This is a genomic window from Duganella sp. GW821-FHT01E12 (assembly GCF_059422325.1).
Genome location: NZ_JBWKWR010000001.1, coordinates 583,207 through 600,242, shown reverse-complemented (window position 1 = coordinate 600,242; position 17,036 = coordinate 583,207). Strand labels below are relative to the sequence as shown.

Here is a 17,036-nt window from a genome sequence, read left to right as displayed (position 1 = left end):
CAAGCGGCCGGTTTTTTTACGCCTGCGCTATTTGCGGCCGGCGGCGATCTGGTATTTCTTCAGCTTGTCGTACAGGGTTTTGCGCGGCACCATCAGGTTGTCCGCCGCCAGCGCGACGTTGCCGTCCACCGCCGACAGCGCCTGCACGATCAGCTCGCGCTCGTGCTGGTCGACCTGCTGCGGCAGCGACAGCGCTGCGGCCTGCGCCGGCGGCGCGGTGGCGACGGCGGCCACGCCCAGCACCAGCCGCTCGGCGAAGTTGCGCAGTTCGCGCACGTTGCCTGGCCACTCGGCCGCCTGCCATTGCGCCATCTGCTGCGCGCTCCACTGCGGCAGCGGGCGGCGGTAGCGGGCGGCCGCGTCGGCGGTGAAATGGGCCAGCAGCAGCGGAATGTCGTCGGGCCGGTCGCGCAGGCGCGGCAGCTCGATGCTGACCACGCTGAGCCGGTAGTACAGGTCTTCGCGGAACTGGCCCTGCGCGCTCAACTGTAATAGATCAAGTTTGGTCGCGGCGACGATGGTGCAGTCCAGCGCGACGGTGTCGTTGGCGCCCAATCGTTCCAGCCGCCGTTCCTGCAATACGCGCAGCAATTTGACCTGCAAGGCCATCGGCATGCTCTCGATCTCGTCGAGGAAGACGGTGCCGCCCTGCGCGTACTCCAGCTTGCCGATGCGGCGCTTTTGCGCGCCGGTGAACGCGCCCGCCTCGTGGCCGAAGATTTCGCTCTCGAACACCGATTCCGGCAGCGCGCCGCAGTTGATGGCGACGAAGTTGCCCTTGCGTCCGCTGGCGGCGTGCAGCAGGCGCGCCGCCACTTCCTTGCCGGTGCCGGTCTGGCCGTTGATCAGCACGTCCACGCCGGCCGGCGCGATGTTGCGGATCAGGACTTTCAACTGTTCGATGGCGGCCGAGCGGCCGACCAGGTCCGGCACGTCGGGATGCTGGGCGCGGTCGCTGCGCAGCTGGCGGTTTTCCAGCACCAGCCGGCGGCGTTCCTGGGCGCGCCGCACCGCGTCCAGCAGGCGCCCGGCGGCGAACGGCTTTTCGATGAAGTCGTAGGCGCCGCTGCGCATCGCGGCCACCGCCATCTCGACGTCGCCGTGGCCGGTGACGACGATGACCGGCAGTTCCGCGTCCAGCGCGGCGGCCTGCGCCAGCAGCTCCAGGCCGGAGCGGCCCGGCAGGCGCACGTCGGTGACGATCACGCCAGGATAGTCGGCGCGCAGCAGCGCCAGCGCTTCCTCGGCGCTGGCGCAGGCCTGCACGCTGAAGCCGCCCAGTTCCAGCGTCTGGCTGGTGGCCAGGCGCAGCGCGGCTTCGTCTTCGATCAGGATAGCCTGCACTTCAAGTCCCCTCGGTTTGCAGCGGCAGGCGCAGCTCGAAGCGCGCGCCGCCGCCGGGTTGATTATGCGCCGTCAGCTGGCCGTTCATGGCCTGCACGATGGACGACGAGATCGCCAGCCCCAGGCCCAGTCCCTTGCCGGACGGCTTGGTGGTGAAGAACGGTTCGAACAGGTGCGCCACCACCTGCTCGGGTATGCCGGCGCCGCTGTCGCTGATGCTCACCAGCGCGCAGGCGCCGTCGCGTTCCAGCCGGATGGCCACTTCGCGCCGCTCGGCCGTCTCCACCGCGTCGAGCGCGTTGCGCAGCAGGTTGATCAGCACCTGCTCGATGCGCACGCTGTTGCCGGTCACTTGCAGGCCGTCGGCCACGGCGATGTCCAGCGCGACGGCGTGGCGCCGGAACTCGCTCTCCAGCAGGAACGCCGAGGCCCGCACCGAGGCCGCCAGCTCGACCACGGCCACCGTCTCGTCCTTGCGCGCGAAGCCCTTGAGCTGGCCGATGATGGCGCCCATGCGCGCGCTGGCCTCGCTGATGTGGCCGAGGTTGCCCTCGACCTGCGCGCCCTGCCCGCGCGCCAGGAACACCAGCGCGTTGTCGGCGAAGGCGCGGATCGCGGCCAGCGGCTGGTTCAGTTCGTGGGTGATGCCGGCCGCCATCTGGCCCAGCATCGCCAGCTTGCCCGCCTGGACCAGCTCGTTCTGCGTGGAGCGCAGCAGGTGTTCGGTCTCCTGCAATTTGGCGTACTTGCTTTCCAGATGCTGGTTGGTGGTGCGCAGCTGCTGCGTGCGTTCGACGATCTTGTCGTCCAGCTCAGCGGCGGCCTGGCGCAGCGCGGCGGCCGAGGCCATGCGTTCCTCCACGCGGCGGCGGCGCTGGTGCAGCGCCCAGCTGGACACGGCCGCGCAGGCCACCAGCAGCACCGCCGCCGCCGCCCACTGCATGCCGGCGCGCAGCACCCGCTGCTGGGACGGGAACAGCATCAGCTGCCAGCCCAGCTGGCCGACCGGCTGCGTGGCGTACAGGTCGGAACGTCCGACCAGCGGCGTGATCCTCTGACCGGTGTATTGCTGGGTGTGCGCCAGGTGGCGCTCGGTGGCCGCGTCCAGCGCTTGCAGGCTGCGGTAGATCCAGTCCGGGCGGTTGCTCAGGAAGATGACGCCGCTGCTGTCGGCCAGCACGATGGCGTCGTCGCTGCTGCGCCAGGTGCGTTCGAAGTCGGCCAGGCTGATCTTCACCGCCACCACGCCGGCGACCGGGCCGCCGGCCGTGCCGTCGCGGTACACGGGCTGGGCGATGAAGTAGCCGGCCTCGTTGGTGCTGGTGCCGATGCCGTAGAAGCGCCCCGCCCTGCCCTGCAGCGCGGCGTCGAAGTAGGGGCGGTAGGAAAAGTTCTTGCCGACGAAGCCCAGCGGCTGGTCCCAGTTGCTGGCGCCTATGGTCAGGCCGTCGCGGTTCATCACGTAGATGGCGCCGACCTTGGCTTGCTGCTGGATGGTTTGCAACGTGCTGTTGAGGCGGGTGATGGCCGGCGCATCGGACGGATGCGCCAGCGCTTCGATCAGGTCGGGCTGGAAGCCCAGCACGAACGGCAGGGTTTCATATTTTTGCAGCAGCGATTGCAGGTCCGGCGCCATCAGTTGCAGCTGGCGCTGGCCCTGCTGCCGCAGCTCTTCCCGCGCGCGCCAGGTGCCGGCCAGGTAGGAGCCGGCGATCACGCCCAGCGCACACGCGAAGGTGAAGGCGAACAGCAGCAGGTTTTTTTTGGCGCGCATGGGCAGATTCTACTGCACCCGCTCAGTCCACCGCCGCCATGCGCATCTCGTCGTTGTGGTGGCGCTGCTGTTCCTCCATCACCAGCTGGCCCAGCTCGCGCTTGAGGGCGTTGAACTCGGCGGCGGACGGGTCGCGCAGGCGCGGCAGGTCCACCATCATGTCGCGCTTGACGGTGCCGGGACGGTAGGTCATCACGACGATGCGGTCGGCCAGGTAGATCGCTTCCTCGATGCTGTGGGTGACGAAGATAATGGTCTTCTTCAGCTCGGCCCAGATGCGCAGCAGTTCGTCCTGCAGGTTGCGGCGCGTGAGCGCGTCCAGCGCGCCGAAGGGTTCGTCCATCAGCATGATCGGCGAATCGAGCGCCAGCACGCGGGCGATGGCCACCCGCTGGCGCATGCCGCCGGACAGGTCTTTCGGGAAGCGGTGCTTGAAGTCGCCCAGCGACAGCATGCCCAGCAGCTGGTCGACCTTGGCCGCGATCTCCGCCTGCGGCATGCCCTTGATTTCCAGGCCGAAGGCGATGTTTTTTTCCACCGTCATCCAGGGGAACAGCGCGTACTCTTGGAACACCATGCCGCGCTCCGGGCCGGGGCCGGTGACCAGCTTGTTGTCGGCGGTGATGGTGCCGGACGACGGCAGCGAGAAGCCGGCGATGGCGTTGAGCAGCGTGGACTTGCCGCAGCCGGAAGGCCCCAGCAGGCAGACGAACTGGCCCTGCGGGATCTCCAGGTTGATGTCCTTGAGGGCGATCACTTCGCGGCTGTCGGTCTTGAAGACCTTGTTGACGGCTTTGACTTCGATATGGGTCATGTCAGTTCTCCAGGCCGCGGTGCCAGCGCAGCAAATGATTGTTCAGTTTGTTCATGCCGACGTCGATGATCAGGCCCAGCAGGCCGATGCTGATCATGCCGGCGATGATTTTGTCGGACCAGAAGTATTCGCGCGCTTCGAGGATGCGGAAGCCCAGGCCGTTGTTCACGGCGATCATCTCGGACACGATGACCACGATGAAGGCGGTGCCGATGCCGATCCGCACGCCCGACAGGATGTAGGGCACGGCGGCCGGCAGCATCACGCGGACGAACATGGTGCGCTGGCTCACGCCCAGGTTGCGGGCGGCGCGGATGTAGATGCCGTCCACCTGGCGCACGCCGGCGATGGTGTTGACCAGCACCGGGAAGAAGGCGCCGAGCGCGATCAGGAACACGGCCGGCGCGTTGCCCAGGCCGAACCACAGTATGGCCAGCGGAATGTAGGCGATCGGCGGAATCGGGCGCAGCACCTGCATCAGCGGATTGAACCACGCGTACATGCGCTGGCTCGATCCCATCAGCAGGCCCAGCGGCAGCGCCAGGCCGGCGCCGATGGCGAAGCCGACGATCACGCGGTACATGCTGCTGAAGGTGTCGCCCAGCAGTTCGCCGGACAGCGCCCAGGCCAGCCACGATTGCGCGGCTGGATCGTAGGCGGTCAGCGGCAGCAGGTATTCGATCCACTTGTGCACCACCGCGAACGGCGACGGCAGCACCTGCGGATTGACCCAGCCCAGCATGGCGCTGGCCTGCCACAGGGCGACGATAACGATGGGCACAACCGCGCCCGAGGCGGCGTGCCGCCAGTCTTGCTTGCTCATGGTGGGTCTCCGCAGTTATTGAATGTTGAGGCTTTTCTTGGCCGCTTCCAGCAGGTCGGTCTTGACCCAGTCCTTGGCCACCGGCGCGGCGCGCATCTTGCCGGTGCCGTGCTTGGCCATCACGTCGGTGGTGATCTGGATGTGCTCGGGCGTGACGTCGTAGCTGTACGGCGAATTGCTGATGGCGTCGTCGAAGTCGTCCTTGCTGATCTGGTTCTTGAAGATCACCTCGCGCACATATTTCTCGGCCACCGGCTTGTTGTCGATGAACAGCTTGGTGGCCTGCACGAAGCAGGTCATGAACTTGGCGGCGGTGGCGCGGTGCTCCTTGTAGAACTTCTCGCTCATGACCATGGTGCGCACCGGCGCGCCGATCGGCGTGTCGTACGGCTTCATCACTTCCACGCCGTAGCCTTTGTTGATGGCCTGCGAGGATTGCGGCTCGCTCTGCATGATGGCGTCGAGGTTTTTGCCCATCAGCGCCTGGTTCAGGTCGGCGAACGCGAGGAAGATCAGCTGCACGTCCTTGCCCGGCTGGTCGGAGGCGGTCAGGCCGGCCTGGGCCAGTTCGGCGATCAGCAGCACCTCGTGGATGCCGCCGCGCGTGACGCCGACCTTCTTGCCCTTCAAATCCTTGATCGACTTGATGTTGCTGTCGGGACGGGCGACCAGGCGCGCGCCGCCCTTGGCGAAGCCGGCCACGACGTAGATCGGCGCGCCGTTGGCACGGCCGGAGATGGCGGCCTCGGAGGCGGTGGCGCCGACGTCGAGCTCGCCGGCCAGGATGGCTTGCATCACGTCCGGGCCCTTGGCGAAGACGTGCTCCTCGACCTTGATGCCGCACTTGGGCGCGATTTCCTTGATGTAGGAGACGGCGCCGTAGTGGGCGAACTTGAGGTTGCCGAGGCGGACCACCTCCTGCGCTTGCGCGCCCGAGGCGGCGGCCAGCGCGAGGGCCAGCGATAACAGACGGAACTTGGACATGCGTGTCTCCTTTACGGTTGTAGTTACCGGGAGACATTGCAGCTTCCGTGCCAAGCACGGGCTGCGGTTCAAGTCCTTGATTCTTAAGGGATGGCGTGGGCGGCGGGCCGCGCCTCAGGCGGAAAACCGCATGGACCGGGCACCGCTTATGCGGAAATCCGCCAGGCTAGCTGCACAGGCCGAAGGCTTTGCGGTCGGCGAAGTAGCGGTAGGTGAAGGTGCGCATCGGGTACTTGGTCAGCGCGATCTCGAAGGCGGGCGGGACCACGTCGAAGCGTTCCGGCAGCTTGTCCTTCACGCGCAGGCGCACGCGCCAGATCGTATCGTCGCTGGTGGCGCCGGCCACCAGCATGTCGGGCACCTTGGGGATCACGTCGACGATCTCGGGCCGCGAGTTGGTGGCGCGCTGGTAAAAGCTGACCAGTTCCGCCTTGGCCAACAGCGGGCCCTTGGGCGCGGTGACGTGATATTCGCGGGTGAGGAACATGGCGCGCTCTCCGCGCGGCACCAGGTAGACGAAGGTGAACTCGGCGCCGCCGTCCAGCAGCGTGACCGGCGGCGTGGTCGACACGCTGATCCCGCGCGGCAGCTCGTAGCGCGAGCCTTCCTGCCAGTTCTTGCACTCCGGCGTCTTGGCCATGTAGAGATCGACCGGCGTGAACGAATCGCCGCAAGCGGCCAGCAGCAGGGGCAAAACGAGGAGTGCGGAATAACGCAAGCGCATGGGGTACCGGTGACTTGTAATTGGAAGCCCGTAGTTTACTCTGAAACGGAAAAGGGCCGCATTGCTGATCGATGCCAAAGTCCTTGGAGGTATCTGATATAAATTCTATGAACACAGGAGGGCATCATGTCTAGCATTCCAATCGCACAAAATATGACGCCCATCGAGGCAGCAGAGTTCTTAAACGTGTCGCGCCCTTATCTTATGAGGCTGCTATCGGAAGGCAAAGTCACACTGGCAACCTCGGACTTGGCGAAGTACAAAGACGAACAGACGAGAATTTCTCAGGACGCGCTCCAGCAACTGGTAGATCAAGCTCAGGAGCTCAACATGGGGTATTGATGGCAATTCATCGATATACGGCAGTCTTGGATGCGTGCGTGCTCTACCCCGCCCCTCTGCGCGATTTGCTGCTCAGCTTGGCCGCCGCAGGCATCTATCAAGCACGCTGGACACGAGTCATTCAAGATGAGTGGGTAAGAAAGCTATCTGCAAATCGTCCGGATCTGCGCCGTGAAGCCCTGATGAGAACTGCTGAATTAATGAATACCGCCATCAAGGATAGCGTCATTGAAAATTTCGAGCACCTGATCGATACGCTAAACCTACCAGACCAAAATGATCGGCATGTACTAGCGGCAGCAATTGCAAGCCAAGCTACCGTCATTGTCACCTTCAATACCAAGGACTTCCCCGGAGCATGCGGCGTTCCTGCGATGCATCCGGACGATTTCATCGCGACGCAGTACTCACTTGATCCGCAGGCGACGATAACCGCCATAGGAACGCTTCGGCAGCGTCTTCAAAATCTCCCGAAGAGCGCTCACCAGCTGATCGCAACCTATGAACGTCAAGGGTTGCCGAAAGTGTGCGATATCCTGCGCAAATCAATCGGTCAATTCTGACATGAAAAAAGGGCCGCATCGCTGCGGCCCTTTGTTGCGTCTATGCGGGTGTTACCACATGATCACGCGGTCTTTTGGTTCCAGGTACATCTTGTCGCCCGGCTTGACGTTGAAGGCGTCGTAGAAGCCCGGCTGGTTGCGCATCGGGCCGTTGGCGCGGAACTGGCCTGGCGAGTGCGGATCGGTCTTGATCTGCACGATCTGCTGCGCTTCGCGCATCTTCAGGCGCCATACCTGCGCAAAGCCCATGTAGAAGCGCTGGTCGCCGGTCAGGCCGTCGATCACCGGGGCTTCCTTGCCGCCCAGCGACAGCTTGTAAGCCTTGTACGCGATCGCCACGCCGCTGTTGTCGGCGATGTTCTCACCCAGGGTCAGCTCGCCGTTGACGTGGTAGCCAGGCAGCGGGCTGAACTGGTTGTACTGTTCCACCAGCATCTTGGTCTTGGCCGCGAAGTTCTTGTGATCCGCAGCGGTCCACCAGTCGCGCAGGTTGCCGTCGCCGTCGTACTGCGCGCCCTGGTCGTCGAAGCCGTGGCTGATTTCGTGGCCGATCACGCCGCCGATGGCGCCGTAGTTGACCGCGTCGTCCGCGTCAGCATTGAAGAACGGCGCCTGCAGGATCGAAGCCGGGAACACGATCTCGTTCATTTCCGGGTTGTAGTAGGCGTTGACGGTTTGCGGCGTCATGCCCCACTCTTCGCGGTCGATCGGCTTGCCCAGCTTGGCCAGTTCCTTGTTGTACTCGAACTCGCGCGAACGCAGCACGTTGCCGATCAGGTCGTCCTTGGACACCTCCAGCTTGCTGTAGTCGCGCCAGTGGTTCGGGTACGCGATCTTGGTGGTGAACTTGGCCAGCTTTTCCTGCGCCTGTTTCTTGGTGACCGGGCTCATCCAGTCCAGCTGATCGATGCTGGTCTTGTAGGCGGCCAGCAGGTTGTTCACCAGCGCCTGCATGCGCGCCTTGCGCTCGGCCGGGAAGTTCTGCTCGACGTAGATCTTACCCACGGCTTCGCCCAGCGCGCCTTCGGTCACGGAGACGCCGCGCTTCCAGCGTGGACGCTGTTCGGTCACGCCGCTCAGCACGGTGCCGTAGAAGGCGAAGTTCTCGTCGACGTAGGCCTTGCTCAGGTAAGGCGCGCTCGATTGCAGCAGGTGCCAGCGGAAGTAGGACTTCAGCGTGTCGAGCGAGGTCTTGGCCAGCAGCGCGGTCATGCCCTTCAGGTAGCTGGGCTGGCCGACGATCACGTAGTTGACCTTGCCCGCCACGCCGGCGTCCGCCAGGTAGGCGTTCCAGTCGTAACCCGGCGCGACCTTGCCCAGCTTAGCGATGTCGACCTTGTTGTAGGCCTTGACCGGGTCGCGCAGTTCGACCTTGGTCCACTGGATCTTGGCCAGCTCTTTTTCGAATTCCACGATGGCGTGGGCGGTGATGGCGCCGTGGGCGTCGCCGGCCATGGTCAGCATCTTGGCCACGTGCAGTTCATACTTGGCCAATGCGTCGGCCAGTTTCTTGTCGTCCGCTTTCAGGTAGTAATCGCGGTCTGGCAGGCCCAGGCCGTCCTGGCCCAGGTCGACCACGTATTTGGTCGAATCCTTGTTGTCCTGGTGGATGCCGTAGCCATAGGGCGCGGTCACGCCGATCTTGTTCAGGTGCGCGATCAGTGCCGGCAGCTGCTTCTTGTTGTTCACGGCGTCGATCTTGGCCAGTTCCGCGTTCAGCGGGGTCAGGCCCAGCTGTTCCAGCTTGGCTTCGTCCATGAAGCTGGCGTAGAAATCGCCGATGCGCTGGGCTTCGGGGCCGCCGGCCTTGTTGGCGGCGGCGCCTTCGATGATGGCGCGCAGCTGCGGCTGGATGTCGTCGCGCAGCTTGGCGAAGCTGCCCCAGCTGGCTTTGTCGGCCGGGATTTCAGTCGTGGCCAGCCATTTGCCGTTCATGTGGGTGAACAGATCGTCCTGCGCGCGTACCGCTGGATCGATGTATTCCACCGCAATGCCGGAGGCCGGCTTGGCGTTTGCTACTTGGGCGCTGGCCGGGGCGACACTTGTGGTGTTGTCGGCGGCACCCGCCAGGCCTGCGATCAGGCTCAGGGTCAATGCACTTACGAGATGACGTTTCACGAAAATATCCTCTTGGTTTAAAAAGGCCAACCCACGATGTTTGGCCCTGTTGCGCTTTATATCACAGTGCCGCAGCGGCATAAAGGGCTACCACATGATCACCCTGTGTTTTGGCGCCAGATACATTTTATCGCCGGGTTTTACGCCAAAAGCGTTGTAAAAACCCGGCTGATTGCGCACCGTGCCGTTGGCGCGGAACTGGTCCGGCGAGTGCGGATCGGATTTGAGGTAAACGATTTGCTGGGCGTCGCGGATCTTGCTGCGCCACACCTGGCCAAAGCCCATGTAGAAGCGCTGCTCGCCGGTCAGGCCGTCGATCACCGGCGACGGCTGGCCGTTGAGCGCGATCTGGTAAGCCTTGAGCGCGATCGCCGCGCCGGAGTTGTCGGCGATGTTCTCGCCCAGCGTCAGCTCGCCGTTGACGTGGTAGCCCTTGAGCGGGCTGAAGGCGTTGTACTGCTTGACCAGCATCTTGCTCTTGGCCGCGAAGTTCTTGTGGTCGGCCTTGGTCCACCAGTCGCGCAGGTTGCCGTCGCCGTCGTACTGGGCGCCCTGGTCGTCGAAGCCGTGGCTGATCTCGTGGCCGATCACCGCGCCGATGGCGCCGTAGTTGACCGCGTCGTCGGCGTCGGCGTTGAAGAACGGCGGCTGCAGGATGGCGGCCGGGAACACGATCTCGTTGAGCTCGGGGTTGTAGTAGGCGTTGATGGTCTGCGGCGTCATGCCCCATTCGTCGCGGTCGACCGGCTTGCCGAGCTTGTTCACTTCCTTGTTGTAGTCGAACTCGCGCGAGCGCTGGACATTGCCCACCAGGTCATCCCTGACCACCACCAGCGGCGAGTAGTCGCGCCACTTGTTCGGATAGCCGATCTTGACCATGAACTTGGCCAGCTTGGCTTGGGCCTGCTCCTTGGTGGCCGGGCCCATCCAATCGAGCGTGTTGATGCTCTGCTTGAAGGCCGCCAGCAGGTTCTGCACCAGCGCCTCCATGCGCGCCTTGCGCTCGGCCGGGAAGTGCTGCTCCACGTACAGCTTGCCCAGGCTCTCGCCCAGCGCGCCGTCGGTGGCGTTGACCGCGCGCTTCCAGCGCGGCTCCTGTTCCTTGGTGTCGCTCAGCACGGTGCCGTAGAAGGCGAAGTTCTCCAGCGCGAAATCCTTGGACAGGTAGGACGCATAGGCGTGGATCACCTGCCAGCGGAAATACGCCTGCCAGGTGGCCAGCGGGGTCTGGTCCAGCACCTTGTTGAAGCCGGTGATGAAGCTCGGTTGGCTGACGATGACGTAGTCGACCTTGCCGGCGATGCCGGTGTCGTTGAGCCAGGTGGTCCAGTCGTAGCCGGGCGCCAGCTTGGCCAGCTGGGCCAGCGGCACCTTGTTGTAGGCCTTGACCGGGTCGCGCAGCTCGACCTTGGTCCACTGGATTTTCGCCAGCTCGGTCTCCAGCGCCACGATGGCCTTGGCGTCGGCGGCCGGATTGGCGTTGCCGGCCAGGGTCAGCATCTTGCTCACGTGCTGCTGGTACTTGGCCAGCGTGTCGGCCATCTTCTTGTCCGACTTTTTCAGGTAATAGTCGCGGTCGGGCAGGCTCAGGCCGTCCTGCACGAGATCGGCCACGTACTTGGTCGAATCCTTGTTGTCCTGGTGGATGGCGAAGCCGTAGGGCGCGGTCATGCCGTGGCGGTTGAAATGGGCGATCAGAGCCGCGATGTCCTTCTTGTCCTTGAGCGCGGCCACGCGGTCCAGGTCGGCGCGCAGCGGGGACAGGCCCAGCTGCTCCAGCTTGGCCTCGTCCATATAGCTGGCGAAGAAATCGCCGATGCGCTGGGCGTCCGAGCCGGGCGTCTGGTTCGGATCGGCGGCGGCGGCCTCGATGATGGCGCGCAGTTGCGGCTTGGTGTCGTCGTCCAGCTTTTCAAACGAACCCCAGCTCGACTTATCGGCCGGGATGTCCGTCTTGGCCAGCCACTTGCCGTTCAGGTTGAGGAAGAAATCGTCCTGCGGGCGAACCGCGGCGTTGATCCCGTCCAGTTCGATGCCCGATTTTTTTTGTTGCGCCTGGACGCCGGCCGAAGCCAGCAGCGCCAGCATCAGCGCGCTTAACAGATGTGCTTTCAAGACTTACTCTCCAAATATAGGGGTGGGGTCAAGTCTGACATTCGGACACGGCCTCGTCTGTAGCAGGGCGTATATGGCTGTGCTCGTGTCCGAATGTCAGACTTGACCCCAATGTTGCAACGATAGCAAAAAGGCCACACCTGGTGGCCTTTTTGTGCGATTTTCCTGGCGGTTAAGCGCTTACCAGATGATCACGCGCTGTTCCGGCGCAACATACATCTGGTCGCCCGGCTTGACGCCGAACGCTTCGTAGAAGCCCGGCTGGTTGACCATGGTGCCGTTGGCGCGGAACTGGCCCGGCGAGTGCGGGTCCGTCTTGATCAGCATGATCTGCTGTTCGTCGCGCGTCTTGCTGCGCCATACCTGCGCGAAGCCCATGTAGAAGCGCTGGTCGCCCGTCAGGCCGTCGATCACCGGCGCTTCCTTGCCGCCCAGCGACAGCTTGTACGCCTTGTAGGCGATCGCCACGCCGCTGTTGTCGGCGATGTTCTCGCCCAGGGTCAGCGAGCCGTTGACGTGGTAGCCCGGCAGCGGGCTGTAGCCGTCGTACTGCTTGACCAGGGCGTCGGCCTTGGCCTTGAAGTTGGCGCGGTCTTCCTTGGTCCACCAGTCGCGCAGGTTGCCGTCGCCGTCCGACTGGCTGCCCTTGTCGTCGAAGCCGTGGCTGATCTCGTGCCCGATCACCGCGCCGATGGCGCCGTAGTTGACGGCGTCGTCGGCCTTGGCGTCGAAGAACGGCGGCTGCAGGATGGCGGCCGGGAACACGATCTCGTTCATCGTCGGGTTGTAGTAGGCGTTGATGGTCTGCGGCGTCATGCCCCATTCCTCGCGGTCGATCGGCTTGCCCAGCTTGTTGATCATGCGCTGGTGGCTGTACACCGCCGCGCGCATGGCGTTGCCCACCAGGTCGGCCTTGACGATGGCCAGCGACGAGTAGTCGCGCCATTTGTTCGGGTAGCCGATCTTGGGCGTGAACTTGGCCAGCTTGGCTTGCGCCTGCTGCTTGGTTTCAGGGCTCATCCAGTCGAGCGTGTCGACGCTGCTCTTGTACGAGGCCAGCAGGTTCTTGACCAGCTCTTCCATGCGCGCCTTGCGCTCGGGCGGGAAGTGCTGGCTCACGTACAGCTTGCCCAGCACTTCGCCCAGGCTGTTCTCCACCAGGCCCACCGCCGACTTCCAGCGCGGCGGCTTGACGGCCACGCCGGTCAGCACGGTGCTGTAGAAATCGAAGTTGGCGTCGGCGAAGTCTTTCGACAAATACGGCGAGGCGCGGCGCAGCAGCTGCCATTCGAAGTAGGATTTCCAGGTGGCCAGGTCGGTCTTGTCCAGCACGGCATTGAAGCCGCTCAGGTAGCTCGGCTGGTTGACGATGACGTAGTCGACCTTGTTGGCCACGCCGGCCGCCGACAGCGCGTGCTGCCAGTCGTAGCCCGGCGCCAGCTCGGACAGCCTGGCGATCGGCATCTTGTTGTAGCGCTTGACCGGGTCGCGGTTCTCGACCTTGGTCCATTGCGCCTCGGCCAGCGCGGTCTCCAGCGCGACCACCGCCTTGGCGCTGGCGGCCGCGTGCTTGTCGCCGCCCAGCGCCAGGATCCTGGCCACGTGCGCCTCGTATTTGACCAGCGTGCCGGCCAGCTTGGCGTCGTCCTTCTTCAGGTAGTAGTCGCGATCCGGCAAGCCCAGGCCGCTTTGCGAGATGCCGACCGCGTACTTGGTCGATTCGCGCGCGTCCTGGCTCACGTACACGCCGTACGGCGTGCTCACGCCGATCTCGCTCAGGTGGGCGACCAGCATCGGGAAGGCTTTCTTGTCCTTGATGGCGCGGATGCGGTTGAGCTCACCCGCCAGCGGCTTCACGCCCAGCGCCTCCAGCTTTTTTTCGTCCATGAAGCTGGCGTACAGGTCGCCGATCTTCTGGGCGTCACTGCCGGCCTTGCGGGCCTTGTCGGCCTCGGCCGCCTCGATGATGGCGCGCAGCTGCGGCAGCACGTCGTCGCGCAGCTTGGCGAAGGTGCCCCAGCTGGATTTGTCTTCCGGGATCTGCGTGGTCTTCAGCCAGCCGCCGTTCAGGTAGCGGTAAAAGTCGTCTTGCGGACGCACGCCGGCGTCGATGTATTGGGTGTCGATGCCGGACAGCGGGGCGCTGTCGGCGGCGCCGGCAAGGGCGGTCATCAGGCTCAGGGTCAGCGCGCTCAGCAGGTGTCGTTTCACTGCGTTTCCTTCTTGGTCAGAATTTCATTTCGTATTTGACGCTCCAGACTACGTAAGTCTGGTTGGTCGTGTTGGCCAGTTGTGCCAGGCCGTTGGCGGTCACGATATTACTACCGAGCGCGTCTTCCGCCATCAAATTATTGGCGGAAACGCGAATTTGATGGCGCGGATTGAATTTCCACAGCGCGTAGGCGTCGAACGAGCGCTTGCGGCCGGTCGTCACCACCTGCTCGACGCTGCTCTGGATGACGGTGGCCGGCGTCCAGTTCAGGCTGGCGCCCAGGGTCAGCGGCACCGGCTTCAGGCGCCAGTCCAGGCCGGCGTTGGCGGTCTGCTTCGGTTGCGCGTCGAGCCGGTTGTCGGGGCCGGGGATGCCGTCCACGCTGGACCAGAAGCGGCTGTAGTTGGAGCGCAGGTCGAGCGCCGGGCCGCCCGCGATCAGCTCCTGCAGCTGCAGCTTGGCCTCCAGCTCGATGCCCTTGGTGCGCGCGTGGCCAATGTTGGCCGGAGTCGACACCCAGCGCGGGCCGGTCGGCGTGTTTTGCAGGGTCAGCTCGCGGCGGATCAGGTCCTTGATGTCGCGCACGAAGCCGCCCATCGTCACGATGCCGCTGCGGCCCAGGTAGTGCTCGTACGCGAAGTCCAGGCCGGTCGCCAGCTCGGGCTTCAGGTCGGGATTGCCGGTGCGGTCGGGACGGGTGGCGCTGTTCAGGCGCGACAGCGACGGCAAGGCGATCAGGTCCTGGATGTTGGCGGCCTTGTAGCTCTTGGTCAGGCTGGCGCGCAGCTGGTCCTTGTCGTGGCCGGGGATGCGGTAGACGCCGTGCAGCAAGGGGCTGAGCACGCTGCTGGTGTTGACGATGTCCTGGCCGGTGCGCGTGCTGGTGGTGCGTATGCCTTCCCAGCGCAGGCCGGCGTAGCCCGACCATTGCTTGCCGATGTCCCACTCGTCCTGCGCGAACACGGCCAGGCGGCGGGTGTCGGCGCTCAGGTCGTTGCCGGAATCGCCGAACTGCGACACGCCGTTCCTGTCGAGCGAGGTCTTGGTCTCGACGCGGTGGCCCAGCTCGATATCCCAGCCGGCCGCCAGCGCGTGCTCCCGGCCGACCGGCGTGGTGTACTTGCCGCCGGTGCTGGCGCTGCGGTCGCGCACGGTGGCGTCGTCGCTGTAGCGCTGCAGCAGGTTGCCGGCGTTGTCGTACTGGTAGCGCAGCGAGTCGCTGTCGCTGTGGCCGGCGCCGAAGCCGAACTTGACGTCCAGCTTGGACGCGCCCGCCAGCTTGTGCACCCAGTTGCCGAAGCCGCGCAGGAAGGTCGATTCCGCATGGCTGCCGGTCAGCGCCAGCTTGTATTCGGGCGGCTGTTGCAGGGCCGGCGGCACCAGGCCGAAGTTCTGCGCCAGGTCGCTGCGCGCGTCGCTGTCGCTGCGGGCGACCATCAGGAAGGGCTGGAAGTTCAGCGTGTCGCCGTTGTCGAACTTGTAGGACAGGCGCGGCGTCAGGTGCAGGCCGCGCGTGCTGCGGCTGGTCTGGTCGAGCACGTTCTGGTCCTTGAGCACCACGCCGTCGTCGCGTGTGTCGCGGTTATAGGTTTCGGCCTGGTCGTGCTGGCGGTTTTCAAAGACCGAGCCGGTCAGCAGCCAGCTCAGGCTGCCCGTCTTGCCCGGCACCGTCAGCGAGACGTTGGGCGCGTGGCGGCCCTGCTCGATGGAGTCGGTGAACTTGAGCTGCTTGTCCTTCTGCTGGTAACCGTCGCGCAGGATGATGTTGATGGTGCCGGCGATGGCGCGCGTGCTGTGCTCGGCGACCGGGCCGCGCATCACCTCGACGCGCTCGACCTGGTCGGGCGACAGCGATTCCATCGAGAAGCCGGCCGGCGGCCGTTCGCCGTTCAGCAGCACCTGCGTGTAGCCGTTGCCCATGCCGCGCATGCGCACATCGCCGCCGCGGCCGGGGCGGCCGCCGAGGGTCACGCCGGGCAGGCGCTTGAGCACGTCGCCGAGGTTGCTGTCGCCGTTACGGTCGAGCTCCTCGCGGCCGTAGACCTGCTTGCCGGCCACCGAATTGCGGCGCTGGTCCATGTCGCTGGCGCGGCCGCCGCTGATGGTCACCTGCGGCACCGGCTTGCCGTCCGGCCCCAGCGCCGGCTTGGACGGCGCGGTGTCGCTTTGCGCGCGGGCGTCGGCGGCGCCCAGCAGGGCCAGGCAGGCGAGGGAAATCAGTTTGTTCATAGGGCGGGTATTCTACCGGCAGCCCTGCTTGTCAAAAGGGCCAGAGGCCGATTTTTACTTTACGATACACACCCGTCCGCCCAGCCTCAGCGCATCCCTTAACCGCCGCCGCCCGGCAGGCTGATGCTGGCGCCGCCGGGCCCGCCAATGCTGCCGCCCATGCCGCCCTTGCGGCCGCCGCGGTGCTGCTCGCCGCCCTCCTGCTTGTGCGGCATGGCGCCGTTGTGGACGCCCGAGTCCGGCACCCGCTGCAGCTGCTCGGCCACCAGTTGCACCACGGCCTGGCGCTGGGTTTCATTCAAGGCATCGTTGACGGTCAGCCACCATTCGCGCAGCAGCTTTTCTTCCAGCACGCTGGCGGTGGTTTCCTCGTCCACCGCCTTGGCCAGGTCGCGCAGCTCGACGTTGGCGCCCTGCGCGCCGGCCAGCGTGGCTGCCTGCAGGCGTTCGCGGCGCGTCTGGCGCTCGCGCAGCAGGTTGCGCGTCTTGGTTTCGGTCTGCTGCCAAAGGATCTGCTGGTTGGCGTTGAGGTTGAGCGATTTTTTCAGTTCGGCCGCCATCGGCAGCATGTCCTCGGCGCGCATGTCCATGACGGGCAGCGCGCGGGCCGGCAACAGGGCCGCACTCAGGGCCAGCGCGACAGTCAGGCGCTGCAACGTGGAAGAGAAGTTAAGACGCATGTCGGCTCCGTAGATAAAAAAAAGCCTGCGCTTGGGGCGCAGGCAAAAACCACTTCAGGGTAGAGAGAAATTACGAGTTCAGTGTAGGTCGCGGCCCCCGCCGTTACAGGACTTCTTACAATTGCTTACGGTCGTGAACGTGAGGGATACACTGCATACAAAACAGCAAAATTGACGCAACGCCAAGCGGGCTCTGGTGTGCTTCAAAAGTCAACGGCCGGCGTTGTAAATTCTCGTAAAGGTATAAATCATTTCGTGATGGCTACTACGTTTGCCGGAAATCAGGTTTATACTCGACTCAAGCGCGTTGAGGC

General features: G+C 64.7%; 13 protein-coding genes. 2 read left to right on the top strand and 11 right to left on the bottom strand.

Annotated elements, in window-relative coordinates:
* Positions 1 to 27: 27 nt before the first annotated feature.
* The 6 genes from AC07WS_RS02505 to AC07WS_RS02480 form a co-directional block, all read right to left on the bottom strand.
* Entirely contained in the window at positions 28 to 1,344 is a 1,317-nt protein-coding gene (locus AC07WS_RS02505; protein WP_494727561.1) for a sigma-54-dependent transcriptional regulator, read from the bottom strand.
* Position 1,345: 1 nt separating this feature from the next.
* Positions 1,346 to 3,118: a sensor histidine kinase gene (locus tag AC07WS_RS02500; RefSeq protein WP_494727560.1), complete on the bottom strand. Its 1,773-nt coding sequence runs from the start codon at positions 3,116 to 3,118 to the stop codon at positions 1,346 to 1,348.
* A gap of 22 nt (positions 3,119 to 3,140) precedes the next feature.
* The gene (locus AC07WS_RS02495; RefSeq protein WP_117012497.1) at positions 3,141 to 3,932 is read right to left on the bottom strand and encodes an ABC transporter ATP-binding protein; all 792 of its coding nucleotides are present in this window, start codon (positions 3,930 to 3,932) and stop codon (positions 3,141 to 3,143) included.
* Position 3,933: 1 nt separating this feature from the next.
* On the bottom strand, positions 3,934 to 4,755 hold the full coding sequence (locus tag AC07WS_RS02490) for an ABC transporter permease (RefSeq protein ID WP_494727559.1): 822 nt from the start codon (positions 4,753 to 4,755) through the stop codon (positions 3,934 to 3,936).
* A gap of 15 nt (positions 4,756 to 4,770) precedes the next feature.
* Positions 4,771 to 5,739 carry an ABC transporter substrate-binding protein gene (locus tag AC07WS_RS02485; RefSeq protein WP_494727558.1) on the bottom strand — a complete coding sequence of 323 codons (969 nt, stop codon included), beginning with the start codon at positions 5,737 to 5,739 and terminating at the stop codon, positions 4,771 to 4,773.
* 166 nt (positions 5,740 to 5,905) lie between these two features.
* Positions 5,906 to 6,463, bottom strand: coding sequence for a hypothetical protein (locus tag AC07WS_RS02480; RefSeq protein ID WP_494727557.1), 558 nt, complete (start codon positions 6,461 to 6,463; stop codon positions 5,906 to 5,908).
* 126 nt (positions 6,464 to 6,589) lie between these two features.
* Here AC07WS_RS02480 and AC07WS_RS02475 point away from each other — a divergent pair, with 126 nt between their 5' ends.
* Positions 6,590 to 6,805 (top strand): MerR family transcriptional regulator, encoded by a 216-nt coding sequence (locus AC07WS_RS02475; protein WP_494727556.1) that lies wholly within the window; start codon positions 6,590 to 6,592, stop codon positions 6,803 to 6,805.
* The gene (locus tag AC07WS_RS02470; protein WP_494727555.1) at positions 6,805 to 7,368 is read left to right on the top strand and encodes a PIN domain-containing protein; all 564 of its coding nucleotides are present in this window, start codon (positions 6,805 to 6,807) and stop codon (positions 7,366 to 7,368) included. The genes AC07WS_RS02475 and AC07WS_RS02470 overlap by 1 nt, the downstream gene beginning before the upstream one ends.
* A gap of 51 nt (positions 7,369 to 7,419) precedes the next feature.
* Here the strand turns inward: AC07WS_RS02470 and AC07WS_RS02465 are convergent, their stop codons facing one another.
* From AC07WS_RS02465 to AC07WS_RS02445, 5 genes are all read right to left on the bottom strand, one after another.
* Positions 7,420 to 9,486, bottom strand: a complete 2,067-nt coding sequence (locus AC07WS_RS02465; protein ID WP_494727554.1) for a M13 family metallopeptidase — start codon at positions 9,484 to 9,486, stop codon at positions 7,420 to 7,422.
* Positions 9,487 to 9,573: 87 nt separating this feature from the next.
* The gene (locus AC07WS_RS02460) at positions 9,574 to 11,574 is read right to left on the bottom strand and encodes a M13 family metallopeptidase (protein ID WP_494728038.1); all 2,001 of its coding nucleotides are present in this window, start codon (positions 11,572 to 11,574) and stop codon (positions 9,574 to 9,576) included.
* 207 nt (positions 11,575 to 11,781) lie between these two features.
* Positions 11,782 to 13,773: a M13 family metallopeptidase gene (locus AC07WS_RS02455; protein WP_494728037.1), complete on the bottom strand. Its 1,992-nt coding sequence runs from the start codon at positions 13,771 to 13,773 to the stop codon at positions 11,782 to 11,784.
* A gap of 55 nt (positions 13,774 to 13,828) precedes the next feature.
* Positions 13,829 to 16,042, bottom strand: coding sequence for a TonB-dependent receptor plug domain-containing protein (locus AC07WS_RS02450; RefSeq protein ID WP_494727553.1), 2,214 nt, complete (start codon positions 16,040 to 16,042; stop codon positions 13,829 to 13,831).
* Positions 16,043 to 16,140: 98 nt separating this feature from the next.
* Positions 16,141 to 16,722, bottom strand: a complete 582-nt coding sequence (locus AC07WS_RS02445; RefSeq protein ID WP_494727552.1) for a hypothetical protein — start codon at positions 16,720 to 16,722, stop codon at positions 16,141 to 16,143.
* Between the last annotated feature and the right edge of the window lie 314 nt (positions 16,723 to 17,036).

Excerpts from the sequence above, each read along its gene's own strand:
- AC07WS_RS02500 (WP_494727560.1), bottom strand. The coding sequence starts at position 3,118 with ATGCGCGCCAAAAAAAACCTGCTGCTGTTCGCCTTCACCTTCGCGTGT.
- AC07WS_RS02495 (WP_117012497.1), bottom strand. The coding sequence starts at position 3,932 with ATGACCCATATCGAAGTCAAAGCCGTCAACAAGGTCTTCAAGACCGAC.
- AC07WS_RS02490 (WP_494727559.1), bottom strand. The coding sequence starts at position 4,755 with ATGAGCAAGCAAGACTGGCGGCACGCCGCCTCGGGCGCGGTTGTGCCC.
- AC07WS_RS02485 (WP_494727558.1), bottom strand. The coding sequence starts at position 5,739 with ATGTCCAAGTTCCGTCTGTTATCGCTGGCCCTCGCGCTGGCCGCCGCC.
- AC07WS_RS02480 (WP_494727557.1), bottom strand. The coding sequence starts at position 6,463 with ATGCGCTTGCGTTATTCCGCACTCCTCGTTTTGCCCCTGCTGCTGGCC.
- AC07WS_RS02475 (WP_494727556.1), top strand. The coding sequence starts at position 6,590 with ATGTCTAGCATTCCAATCGCACAAAATATGACGCCCATCGAGGCAGCA.
- AC07WS_RS02470 (WP_494727555.1), top strand. The coding sequence starts at position 6,805 with ATGGCAATTCATCGATATACGGCAGTCTTGGATGCGTGCGTGCTCTAC.
- AC07WS_RS02460 (WP_494728038.1), bottom strand. The coding sequence starts at position 11,574 with ATGCTGGCGCTGCTGGCTTCGGCCGGCGTCCAGGCGCAACAAAAAAAA.
- AC07WS_RS02455 (WP_494728037.1), bottom strand. The coding sequence starts at position 13,773 with ATGACCGCCCTTGCCGGCGCCGCCGACAGCGCCCCGCTGTCCGGCATC.
- AC07WS_RS02450 (WP_494727553.1), bottom strand. The coding sequence starts at position 16,042 with ATGAACAAACTGATTTCCCTCGCCTGCCTGGCCCTGCTGGGCGCCGCC.
- AC07WS_RS02445 (WP_494727552.1), bottom strand. The coding sequence starts at position 16,722 with ATGCGTCTTAACTTCTCTTCCACGTTGCAGCGCCTGACTGTCGCGCTG.